Origin of the sequence: Mesorhizobium sp. M0772, from assembly GCF_040320135.1 — a bacterium.
GTDB lineage: Bacteria > Pseudomonadota > Alphaproteobacteria > Rhizobiales > Rhizobiaceae > Mesorhizobium.
This window is the reverse complement of record NZ_JAMYPB010000018.1, coordinates 48,078-59,912: the sequence shown is the minus strand read 5'-3', so window position 1 is coordinate 59,912 and position 11,835 is coordinate 48,078. Positions and strand designations below refer to the sequence as shown.

Genomic DNA, 11,835 nt, shown 5'->3' with positions numbered 1-11,835 from the left:
CGCAAAGCCAGCCGGGGGTTATCACGGACCGCGCGCCATGCAAACTTTGAAAATAGGAACACGCGGCAGCCCGCTGGCGCTCGCCCAGGCGCATGAGACGCAGGCGCGGCTGATGGAAGCGCATGGCATGCCGGCGGAAGCCTTCGAGGTCGTCGTCATTTCGACCAGCGGCGACCGCATCCAGGACCGGCCGCTGTCGGAAGCCGGCGGCAAGGGGCTGTTCACCAAGGAAATCGAAGAGGCGCTGCTGGCCGGCACGATCGATATCGCCGTGCATTCCTCCAAGGACATGCCGACAGTGCTGCCGGTCGGGCTGGAGCTGTCCGCCTTCCTGCCGCGCGAGGATGCGCGGGACGCCTTCATCGGCAAGGCGGTGGAGCGCATTGTTGATTTGCCGCAAGGCGCCAAGGTCGGGTCGTCTTCGCTCAGGCGTCAGGCGCTGATCCGGCGCATGCGGCCGGACCTAGACGTGGTCATGTTCCGCGGCAATGTGCAGACCAGGCTGCGCAAGCTGGAGGAAGGCGTCGCCGAAGGCACGATCCTCGCTTATGCCGGGCTGAAGCGGCTCGGGCTCGGCCATGTCGTCACCGATCTGATGCCGCTCGATGCTTTTCCGCCGGCGCCGGGACAAGGCGCAATCGGCATCGAAACCCGCATCGGCGACAGCGAGGTCGAAAAGATGCTGGTGGCCATCCATGATGTGCCGACAGGCCAGGCGCTGGCCTGTGAGCGCGCCTTCCTGGCGGCGCTCGATGGCTCCTGCCGCACGCCGATCGCCGGCTATGCGACGATATCGGGCGGCAGGCTGGTTTTCGCCGGGCTGATCATTTCGCCCGATGGCACGCAATCGCATGAGGTCAAGGCTGAAGGCTTGGCGCTGGATGCCGCTGACATCGGCACGGACGCGGCCAGGATGGTGCGGGTCAAAGCGGGCGAAACCTTCTTCGACGGCTGGGTCTGATATGCGTGTCCTGGTGACGCGGCCGCAACCCGGGGCGTCGCGAACCATGCGGCGGCTGCAGGAATTGGGATTTGAGCCGCTCCTTCTGCCGCTGACCGAAACGGTGACACTGCCGGTTGGCGCCGATGCTGCGAGCGACAATGCCGTGGCCGTCGCTGTGACCAGCGCCAATGCCGTGCGGCATGCGCCGAAAGAACTCATTCGTGCGCTCGCCGCCTTGCCTTGCCATGCCGTCGGACGCAGGACGGCTGAAGCGGCACGTTCGGCAGGGTTCTTGTCGGTCAGCGAAGGGGCGGGCGACGCCGAGCGGCTGGCCGAGGCGATTGCTGCCGGCCTTTCCGGCAAGGCGGTCGTCTATCTCACAGGGCGCGTGCGGTTTCCGGCCTTCGAGGCGCGGCTGCGAAAGGTCGGCGTCGAGGTCCGCACCGTCGAAACCTACGACACGATTTCGCTCGATTATTCCGATGATGAAATCCGTGCACGCCTGTCCGATCAGGCGGTCGACGCGGTGCTGCTCTATTCAGCCAAGGCGGCGGCAGCGTTGCAGGCCTTGACCAACCGGGCGGGGCTGCGCGATCTCTTTGAAAACATGCAGGCTTTTGCGCTCTCCGAGCGCGTGGCAGCGGCATTTGACAATGCCGCCGGCAAAAAAATACGCATGGCGCGGGAACCGCAGGAGGAGGCGCTGCTTGAGCTGTTGCACCGCGGCGACTGAGCCCCGTGTCATCACGCCGCCCCTTTTCACCTGATGATGATGTGCTAGACCATTTTTCAAACCATCACGCGCCGTCGGGCGCCCAGACGAAGCAGGATTGCGGAGCCCAGGCATGGTCAAGACGCCGAAGATGCGACATTCGAAAAGCCGCCGCGAGCCGGTGACCATCGAACTCGAACCCGGCGCTGTCTCGCGCATTGCCGATGCGGATGCCGCCAAGACGGATGTCGCCAACTCGGATGACGTCGGGGGCCCGGCAGAATCGGTTGCGGCCGAGGATGCGGCTGCCATGGCCAATGCGCAGCCGGAGACGCCTGACGAGCCCGTTCATGCCGATCAAGCCGATCTCGAGCCGTGGGAGCACTCCGATGCCGCGGCGCAGGCCGCTCCCGAAAGCGCCGATGCCAAGGCGTCCACCCAGGCGGAGCAGCCTTATCCCACCGCTTCGGATGCGCCACCGCGCGCCAGAACCTCCGACTACAATTTCGAGGATGCCTCGCCCAAGCCGGGTGCACCCAAGGAAACCCCAAGAACAGCCAGGAACCAGCCCATGGCCGCGCAACCGAAGCGCACGAGCGGCATTGCCGCCGGCATCATCGGCGGTGTCATCGCGCTGGCTGCCGCCGGCGGGCTGCAGTTTGCCGGCATGCTTGGCGCTCCGGGCTCAGGGGCGGGCACGGTCTCGCTCGACGGCGTCAATGGCGAGATCGCTTCGCTGAAGCGCGAAATCGCCGACCTCAGGGAAGCCAGCGGCAATAGCGCCGCAACCGCCAAGGTCGACGGGCTGTCTTCGGCGCTGGATCAGGTCAAGGCCGATGTCGCATCGCTGAAATCGGCGGTCGAAAAGGGCGGCGCCGGCGACAATGCCGGGCTTGCAGCGCTTGGCGACAAGGTCAAGCAGATCGAGACGGCGGTTGCCGCCCTTGGCCAGGCCAGTGGTGCAGCGCCCGTCGATCTCGCGCCGCTCAATGAAAGACTGGCGGGCCTCGACGCACTGGTGAAATCGGCCGGTGAGGCAGCCAAGACGCAGGAAGGCAAGATCGCCGCGCTGGAGCAGTCGGTGACGCAGCTCGCCGGCAAGGTCGATGCGCAGGCCTCGCAGCCAAAGATCGCGATGGCCATCGCCGCTTCGGCCTTGAAGGCGGCGCTTGACCGCGGCGCGCCGTTCGCCGCCGAGTTGGAGACCTTCGCAGCGATCTCGCCCGATGCACCGCAGATTGCGGCGCTGCGTCCCTACGCTGAAAAGGGCGTCCCGACCCGCACCGAGATCGCCGGCGAGGCCGATGCCGCGGCCAATGCGATGGTCGCGGCGGCGACGCCGGTCGATGAAAATGCCGGCTTCTTCCAGAACCTTTTGTCGAGCGCCGAATCGCTGGTCAAGGTTCGGCCGATCGGCGCCGTCGAAGGCGCCGGCGCGCCGGAAACCGTGGCGCGCATCGAAGTGGCGGTCAATCAGGGCGACTACGCCAAGGCGCTCAGCGAATACGCAATGCTGCCGGATCCAGTCAAGGCTGCCGGCGCCGACTTTGCCGGCAAACTGAAGGCGCGCATCGACGTCGAGACGCAGGTCGACGCGCTGATTGCAGGTGCGATGAAGGCATGAGGACGACACGATGATCCGCATTCTCATCTTTCTCGCCGCCGTCTTCGCGCTCGGCCTCGGCTTTGCCTGGCTGGCCGATCGTCCCGGCGAGATGGTCGTCACCTTCAACGGTTACCAATACCAGGTCAGCCTGATGGTGGCGGCGGTGGCGATCGTTGCCGTCGTCGCAGCGGTGATGATCGTCTGGTGGCTGATCAAGTCGCTGTGGAACAGCCCGTACACGATCTCGCGCTATTTCCGCGTCCGCCGCCGCGACCGTGGCTATCAGGCGCTGTCGACCGGCATGATCGCAGCCGGCGCCGGCGATGGCGCGCTGGCCCGCAAGAAGTCCAAGGAAGCCGCCAAGCTGATCCGCTCCGACCAGGAGCCGCTGATCCAGCTGCTCGAAGCGCAAGCCTCGCTGCTCGAAGGCGACCATGAGGGCGCGCGCGAAAAATTCGAGGCCATGCTCGACGACCCCGAAATGCGGCTGCTCGGCCTGCGCGGGCTCTATCTCGAAGCCGAACGGCTCGGCGACCGCAACGCGGCGCGTCACTATGCCGGGCGCGCCGCTTCCGTCGCACCGCAACTGGCTTGGGCCGCCGAATCGACGCTGGAAGATCTGACCGGGCGCGGCGACTGGGACGGCGCGCTGAAGCTGGTGGAGGCGCAGAAGTCGACCAGGCAGATCGAACGCGACGCCGCCAATCGCCGCCGCGCTGTGCTGTTGACCGCCAAGGCGCAGGCGCTGACCGACAGCGACCCCAATGCAGCCAAGGCAGCGGCACTCGAGGCAAACAAGCTCGCGCCCGATTTCGCGCCGGCCGCGGTTGCAGCCGCCAATCTTCTGTTCAAACAGAACGATGTGCGCAAAGGCTCGAAGATCCTTGAGGCAGCCTGGAAGGCGGAGCCGCATCCCGAGATCGCCGAGCTCTACACCCATGCAAGGCCGGGAGATGCCGTGGTCGATCGTCTCAACCGGGCGAAGAAGCTGCAGGAGCTGAAGCGCAACAATGCCGAATCGTCGATGACGGTGGCGCGCGCCGCGCTCGATGCGCAGGATTTTTCCACCGCCCGCCGCGAGGCGGAAGCCGCGATCCGCATGGATCGCCGGGAAGGCGCTTACCTGCTGCTGGCCGATATCGAGGAGGCAGAGACCGGCGACCAGGGCAAGATCAGGCAATTGCTGTCCAAGGCGGTCAGGGCGCCGCGCGATCCGGCCTGGGTCGCCGACGGCGTCGTCTCCGAACGCTGGGCGCCGGTATCGCCGGTCAGCGGCAAGCTCGACGCTTTCGCCTGGCGCGCACCGATGGAGCGGCTGGGCCAGCTCATCGACAGCCATGAAGACGAAGCCGATGTGCCGGTGCTTGCGGCACCCGCCAAGCCGACAAAGGAAGCCGAAGTGATCGATTATCCCGCCGTTGCCAAGACGATCAGCGAGGCGCCGACCGAGCCGAAGCCCGCTGTGGGCGATGACCAGGTCACGCCGGTCACCGCCGCCGCTTTCGCCGCAATACCAAACGACGCCGAACCCGTCGAACCTGCCGAGGAACTGGCGCGGCTGCCCGACGACCCCGGCGTCGACCCCGATGACGAAGCGGAGAAGTCACCGCGCCGCTTCCGCCTGTTTTGATCCCTGAAGCATGATCCCAAAAAGTGGATACCGGTTTTTGGAAAAGATCATGCTCTAATAATGTGAAGTGAGCACCATGTTCGAACGCGTCCTGGCCTTTCTGAAAGACCTGCCCTCCGGGGCTGGGGCTCGCGCCAATGCGGACGATCCGCGCGTTGCGGCGTCGGCTTTGCTCTATCATGTGATGAATGCCGACGGCGTGCGCCAGGATGTCGAGTGGGAGCGGTTCAAGCAGGTGCTGGCGCAGAGCTATTCGATCAGCGGCGACGAACTCGATGCGTTGGCTGCCGCCGGCGAGCGCGCCGACAATGAGGCGATCGACCTCTATGCCTTCACCAGCGTCTTGAAGCGCCATCTCGACGCCGAGGCGCGCAAGGCTTTCATCGGCCTGATGTGGGAAATCGTCTATGCCGATGGCGAACTGCACGAGTTGGAGGACAACACCGTCTGGCGCGTCGCCGAACTGATCGGCGTCGCGCGCCACGACCGCGTCGAGGCGCGCCGCAAGGCGGCGGCCGCCGCGCCCGGCGCCAGCGGAACGTCGAGCGACGAATAGGAGTCTGCCTTTCCATGCCGCCCAGACCGAGCTCGAAACCAAAAATCCTGATCGTGCTGCATCAGGAGACTTCGAGCCCCGGCCGGGTTGGCCACATGCTGCTCGAGGAAGGTTTCGACCTCGACATCCGCCGGCCGCCTCTCGGCGACAGCCTGCCGGAGACGCTGGAGGGACACGCCGGCGCCGTGGTGTTCGGCGGGCCGATGAGCGCCAATGATGAAGATGAGTTCGTCCGCCGCGAGACCAACTGGCTCAATGTTCCGCTAAAGGAGAACCGGCCCTTCCTCGGCATCTGCCTTGGCGCGCAGATGCTGGCCAATCATCTCGGCGGCAAGGTCGAGGGGCATGGCGAGGGGCTGGTCGAGATCGGCTGGTATCCGCTGAAGCCGACCGAAGCCGGCAAGAAACTGCTGCCTTGGCCCGACATGGTCTACCAGTTTCACCGCGAAGGCTTTTCGCTGCCCAGGGATGCGACGCTACTGGCGACGGCGGAAACCTACCCCAACCAGGCTTTTCGCTATGGCGACAATGCCTGGGGCATCCAGTTCCATGGCGAACTGACCCGGTTGATGATGCAGCGCTGGGTGGTGCGCGGCGAGCACCGTTTCGAATTGCCCGGCGCGCAGCCCGGCCGCGACCATCTCGGCGGCCGGCTGATCTGGGATATGCACCTCAAGCGCTGGCTGAGCGAATTTTTGAGCCTGATCTTCGGCAAGCCTACTGAGGGATTGAGCAAAATCCAACTACTCTGAACGGCCGAGCTTGCCCAAAGACGACTTACCTGTGGGAGGCGTGTACGATGGATCCGGGACCTTAGCCCGTTCCCGCAGATTTGGATTGCGCCCCAAACACTCCGATGGATCGAAAAACTCCGTGGCGCATTTAAGCTTCGGCTAATAACGGCCCCAGGAGAGAACCAATGAAGAAGACGCTGCTCATTTTAAGCCTACTCATTCCGCTCGCGGCATGCTCCCGCACCGAACAAGGCGCTGCCGTCGGTGGTTTGGGTGGCGCAGCTGTAGGCGCAGCAGTGGCCGGCGACCCGGTAAAAGGGGCGGTTGTTGGCGGTGCGGTCGGAGCGCTGGCCGGGGCGGTCATCGGGCACGCCAGCGAAGCCGGCCAGTGCAGATATCGCGGTCGGAACGGTCGAGTTTACGTTGCTCAGTGCCCGGACGGCTACTGATCTCAAAGGCGCGTGATCTCTTTCGATCACGCGCCTGCTCGGGGTAGGATAACTTGAATGGCATATGACAGCAAAAGACTGCTGGCTTTCTGGTTAGCCGTTGTCAGCGCTGTCGCGATAAACGCCGAACTTTCGACTGCGGCCTTGGCCGCACCTGTAGAAGCGAAGACAATTGCCGATCACTTCTCATCGGTAAAGTCCATGTCCGGGGACTTTGTCCAGTCGGGCCCAAGAGCGGAAAGGACCAAAGGGAAATTTTTCCTCCAGCGGCCGGGCAAGATCCGGTTCAACTATGCAGGCCAATCAGGGGTCAGCGTAATTGCAGATGGAAAATCCTTGGTGGTCTATAACAAGAAGCTCAAGACATCGCGGCTTTATGCTCTCTCGAAGACGCCGCTCAAGCTGCTCCTCGACAATCAGGTCAACTTTTCCGGCAATCGCCTCAAAAGTATCAAGGACGATGGCGCCCAGGTGATCATCAGGCTGGCCGACAAGTCGGCCTTCGGCAATTCGAATATCACTATGGTGTTTGACAGGGAATCGCTCGATCTACGCAGATGGACCCTGACTGACGAGAGGGGCCTTACCTCGACAGTCACCATATCCAACGTGAAGCAGGGCGTTCGCGCTCCTGCGGGCACCTTCACTATCGACTATGCCGCAAACCGTGAATTCAACACCAAAACGAAATAGTCGGCAGCGCCACGAACTGCCCGTGTAACACTACTCGGCGGCCGTCTCCGACGGCACCTCTGCCGGTGCCGAAGGCTCGGCCTCGGCATGCGGCTTGCGCCGTGAAAACAGCGACCTTAGCGTGACGTAGAACACCGGCGTCAGGAACAGGCCGACGAAGGTGACGCCGAGCATGCCGGAGAACACCGCGGTGCCGAGCGACTGGCGCATTTCCGCGCCCGGGCCTGTCGCGATCATCAGCGGCACGACGCCGAGGATGAACGAGAAGGCGGTCATCAGGATCGGCCGCAGCCTGAGCCGGCAGGCTTCGACGGCAGCCTCGGCCACCGACAGGCCGCGTTCCTGGGCCTGCCGCGCGAACTCGACGATCAGGATCGCGTTCTTGGCGGCAAGCCCGATCAGCACGATGAGGCCGATCTGCACGAGGATGTTGTTGTCCAGCCCTCGGAACGACACGCCGAGCAACGCCGCGAGCACGCCGAGCGGCACCACCAGCACGATGGCGAACGGCAGCACCCAGCTTTCATATTGCGCCGCCAGCGCCAGGAACACGAACAGCACCGACAGTCCGAAGATATAGACAGCGGCATTGCCGGTGTTGCGCTCCTGATAGGCGAGTTCGGTCCATTCGTAGGAGGTACCGGCCGGCAACGTCTGTGCCGTGATCGCTTCCATCTTGGCAAGCGCATCGCCGGTGGAAACGCCGGGCGCGGCGTTGCCCTGCAGCGGCACCGAGACGTACATGTTGTATCGCTGGACCAGCGCCGGGCCGGTGACGTCGCGGATCTCGATCAACGTGCCCAGCGGAACCAGCGCGCCGGTCGCCGAGCGCACCTTCAGCTTCAAGATGTCGGCGCGATCGAGGCGGAACGCCTGGTCGGCCTGCGCGCGCACCTGGTAGACGCGCCCGAAAGCGTTGAAGTCGTTGACGTAGGCGGTACCCAGATTGATAGACAGCGTCTCGAAGATGTTGGGGATCGGCACGTTCAGGATGCGCGCCTTGTCGCGATCGATCGCCAGGAAGAATTGCGGGCTGGACGCGGAGAAAGTGGTGAACACGCCGGTCAGCCCCGCCGTCTTGTTGGCCTTGCCGGCAATTTCATAGGCAAGCGCCAGGATCTGCCGCATGTCGGCGCTGTTGCGCTCCTGGATCTGCAGCTTGAATCCGCCGGCATTGCCGACGCCGCGGATCGGCGGCGGCGGCAGTGCGATAATGAAGGCTTCCTTGATGCTTTGCAGGCTGCCGAACAGATTGCCGATGACCTGGGTCGCCGACTGGCCGGCTTCCAGTCGCTCGTCAAACGGCTTGAACCTGGCGAAGATCACGCCCGCGTTGCTGGCATTGGTAAAGGTGGCGCCGGAGAAGCCGGCGAAGGCGACCGCGTAGTCGACGCCCGGCGTTTTCTGGATGATCTGCGACGCCTGCTGGATGACCGCATCGGTCCGCGATAGCGAGGCGCCGTCCGGCAACTGGACGACGACGATCGCATAGCCCTGGTCGAGCGACGGAATGAAACCGCGCGGCACCGTCTGAACCATATAGACCGTGGCGTAGATGAGGGCCGCGAAAACGGCCAGCGTGGCGGCGATCGCTATCCGCGAGCCGACCAACACGCGCACGATGCTCGAATACCAATGGGCGACCTTGTCGAAGCCGCGATTGAAGCCGTCGGCGAGCGCCCGTCCGAACCGCGCCAGGAAAAAGCGCGGCGGCGCCGCAGCAGTGTGGTGCGGCTTGAACAGCAGCGCGGCCAAGGCCGGCGAGAGCGTCAGCGAATTGAATGCCGAGATCGCCGTCGACACCGCGATGGTGATCGCAAACTGCAGGTAGAACTGCCCGGAAATGCCGGGAATGAAGGCTGTCGGCACGAACACCGCTATCAGCACCAGCGAGATCGCGATGACCGCCGTGCCGACTTCGTCCATGGTCAGATGCGACGCCGGATTGGGCGCCAGCCCGCTGGCGATATTTCGCTCGACGTTCTCGACCACGACGATCGCATCGTCGACGACGATGCCGATGGCCAGCACGAGGCCGAACAGCGTCAGCATGTTGAGGGAGAAGCCGGCGGCGTAAAGCACCGCCAGCGTGCCGATCAGCGACACGGGGATCGCCACGATCGGCACGATCGCCATGCGCCACGATTGCAGGAAGACGATGATGACGATGATGACCAGAACCATCGCCTCGAGGATCGTCTTGTAGACCTCCTGGATCGACTCGGCGACGAACTCGGTCGGATTGTAGACGATGTCGTAGCTCAATCCCTTCGGGAAGTCCTGGGAAAGCTCCTTCATCTTGTCCTGGATCTCCGCGGCTGCGGCGAGCGCATTGGTGCCTGGCCGCTGGAAGATGGCGAGCGCCACCGCCGGTTTGCCGTTGAGATAGGAGTTGGTGACGTAATCCTTGGCGCCGAGCTCGATGCGCGCCACGTCCTGCAGCTGGATCAGGCGGCCGTCTTCGGCCGATTTGACGATCACGTATCGGAAGTCGCGTGCGTCGTTGAAGCGGCCTTGCGTGGTGACCGTGTACTGGAACGCCGTGCCGGTCTTGGTCGGCGGCGCGCCGATGGAGCCGCCCGACACCTGGACGTTCTGGTCGCGCAGCGCCTGCACCACATCGCCCGAGGTCATCCCCAGGGCGGACAGTTTTTCCGGATCGAGCCAGATGCGCAGCGAATATTCGCGTTCGCCAAAGATGATAAGGTCGCCAACGCCGTCCAACCTGAGCAATATGTCGCGCACCCGCGAGCGGGCGTAGTTCGAGACGTAGAGCTGGTCGTAGGTATTGTCGGGCGACAGCATGTGCACGACCATCATCAGGTCGGGCGAGCTCTTGATGGTGGTGATGCCGAGGCGGCGGACTTCTTCGGGCAGGCGCGGCTCGGCGACCGAGACGCGGTTCTGTACCAGCACCTGCGCCTGGTCGAGATCGGTGCCTAGCTTGAAGGTGATGGTCAGCGCCATCGCTCCGTCGCCGGACGAATAGGACGACATGTAAAGCATGCCCTCGACGCCGTTGATCTCCTGCTCGATCGGCGTTGCCACCGTCGCTGCGACCGTCTCGGCGTCGGCGCCCGGGTACTGGGCGCGAACGACGATGGTCGGCGGCGCGATCTCGGGATATTGCGCGATCGGCAGCTGGGTATAAGCAATCCCGCCGAGGATCAGGAGGACGATCGAAACCACCGATGCGAAGATCGGACGGTCGACGAAGAAATGGGCGAACCTCATTGCTGCAACCCGGCGGTCTCGACCTTGGGCGGCAACGTCACCATCTCGACTTTCACCTTGGTGCCGGGCCTGGCGTGCATCAGCCCGTTGACGATGATCGTCTCGTCGCCGGTCAGGCCCGCGCGGATCACCCGGTAGCCGTCGAGAAGCGGGCCGGTGCGCACGGGCTTCGCCGACACCATCCCGGCCTCATCCACCAGATACACGATGCGGCGATCCTGATCGGCGCCGACCGCCTCGTCGGGCACCAGGACGCCGCTATGCGGCAGCGACCCCGGCACGTTGATGCGCCCGAACATGCCTGGCTGGAGAACGCCGTCGGCGTTGGCAAACCTTGCACGCACCCGCATGGTGCCGGTCGCGTTGTCGATCCGGTTCTCGGCAAAATCGAGCTTGCCCTTGAATACCGCCTCCGCGCGGTCGGCGACGCGAACCACCACCTCGAGCCCGCCGGCGCCTTCCTGCATGCTGCCGCCGCGCTCCTTCGCGTCGCGGGCGTAGCTGAAATACAGGCGCTCATCGACGTCGAAATAGAAGTCGATCGGATCGCGCGTGACGATAGTCGTCAGCAAGGTGGAATCCGGCTGCACGAGGTTGCCGACCGACACCAGCCGGCGGTCGATGCGGCCGGACAAGGGCGCCTTGATCTCGGTGAACTCCAGGTTCAGGTTGGCCGTCGTCAGCGCAGCCGTCGCGCCTTGCATCTGCGCCTGCGCCGAAAGGTATTCCCGCCGGCGGTCGTCGACCGTCGCGGCCGAGATATTGCCAGTCTTGGCGAGTTCATCGGCGCGATCCAGCTGCATCTTGGAGAATTCGAGCAGGGACTTGGCGACGTCTACTTGCGACTTGGCGGCATCGTAGGCCGCCTGGTACGGACGCTGGTCGATGGTGAAGAGCAGGTCGCCCTTGTTGACCAGTGCGCCGTCCTGGAAGCTGATCTTGTCCAGATAGCCGCTGACGCGCGAACGGATGGCGACCTCGTCGACGGCTTCGAAGCGCCCGACGAACTCGTCGTCTTCGACGATTTCACGCACCACCGGCTTGGCCGCCGTCACCACCGGCAGTTGCTGGTCCTGCGCAAACGCGTTGCTGCTGAAAGCCATGCCGAGCAGGAATGCCACTGGGACGGCGGAGCGGGCCAGCCAGCCGACCGATCGGCTGGGTCGCCCGCTTGCGTCGCGATGCGATTGCCGATTCCCTGAAGTGTCCATTTGCGTCCCCGCTAGCTGGACCCGGAGGTCGGGTGGTTCTCTTCTATATTTAAGGTTTCTCGTCGAG

10 protein-coding genes are annotated in these 11,835 nt (G+C 64.3%); 8 read left to right on the top strand and 2 right to left on the bottom strand.

Annotated features, from left to right (window positions below; all coding sequences use genetic code 11):
* Positions 1-37 precede the first annotated feature (37 nt).
* The 8 genes from hemC to NKI06_RS14620 all read left to right on the top strand — a co-directional run bounded on the left by hemC (position 38) and on the right by NKI06_RS14620 (position 7,323).
* On the top strand, positions 38-961 hold the full coding sequence (gene hemC / locus NKI06_RS14655; RefSeq protein WP_023683914.1) for a hydroxymethylbilane synthase: 924 nt from the start codon (positions 38-40) through the stop codon (positions 959-961).
* Between the two features lies 1 nt (position 962).
* On the top strand, positions 963-1,676 hold the full coding sequence (locus NKI06_RS14650; RefSeq protein WP_352861379.1) for a uroporphyrinogen-III synthase: 714 nt from the start codon (positions 963-965) through the stop codon (positions 1,674-1,676).
* Between the two features lie 112 nt (positions 1,677-1,788).
* Positions 1,789-3,279 carry a COG4223 family protein gene (locus tag NKI06_RS14645; RefSeq protein WP_352985935.1) on the top strand — a complete coding sequence of 497 codons (1,491 nt, stop codon included), beginning with the start codon at positions 1,789-1,791 and terminating at the stop codon, positions 3,277-3,279.
* A 10-nt stretch (positions 3,280-3,289) separates the two neighbouring features.
* Positions 3,290-4,891 (top strand): heme biosynthesis protein HemY, encoded by a 1,602-nt coding sequence (locus tag NKI06_RS14640; RefSeq protein WP_352985933.1) that lies wholly within the window; start codon positions 3,290-3,292, stop codon positions 4,889-4,891.
* 76 nt (positions 4,892-4,967) lie between these two features.
* The gene (locus tag NKI06_RS14635) at positions 4,968-5,447 is read left to right on the top strand and encodes a tellurite resistance TerB family protein (RefSeq protein WP_352985931.1); all 480 of its coding nucleotides are present in this window, start codon (positions 4,968-4,970) and stop codon (positions 5,445-5,447) included.
* 14 nt (positions 5,448-5,461) lie between these two features.
* Positions 5,462-6,199, top strand: coding sequence for a glutamine amidotransferase (locus NKI06_RS14630; protein ID WP_352985929.1), 738 nt, complete (start codon positions 5,462-5,464; stop codon positions 6,197-6,199).
* Between the two features lie 167 nt (positions 6,200-6,366).
* A complete protein-coding gene (locus NKI06_RS14625) occupies positions 6,367-6,630 on the top strand; it encodes a YMGG-like glycine zipper-containing protein (protein ID WP_023670477.1) in 264 nt (87 codons plus the stop codon).
* Between the two features lie 57 nt (positions 6,631-6,687).
* Positions 6,688-7,323, top strand: coding sequence for a LolA family protein (locus NKI06_RS14620; protein ID WP_352761380.1), 636 nt, complete (start codon positions 6,688-6,690; stop codon positions 7,321-7,323).
* 30 nt (positions 7,324-7,353) lie between these two features.
* Here the strand turns inward: NKI06_RS14620 and NKI06_RS14615 are convergent, their stop codons facing one another.
* Entirely contained in the window at positions 7,354-10,557 is a 3,204-nt protein-coding gene (locus tag NKI06_RS14615) for an efflux RND transporter permease subunit (protein ID WP_352985926.1), read from the bottom strand.
* Positions 10,554-11,660 carry an efflux RND transporter periplasmic adaptor subunit gene (locus NKI06_RS14610; RefSeq protein ID WP_023687741.1) on the bottom strand — a complete coding sequence of 369 codons (1,107 nt, stop codon included), beginning with the start codon at positions 11,658-11,660 and terminating at the stop codon, positions 10,554-10,556. The genes NKI06_RS14615 and NKI06_RS14610 overlap by 4 nt, the downstream gene beginning before the upstream one ends.
* Positions 11,661-11,835 lie beyond the last annotated feature (175 nt).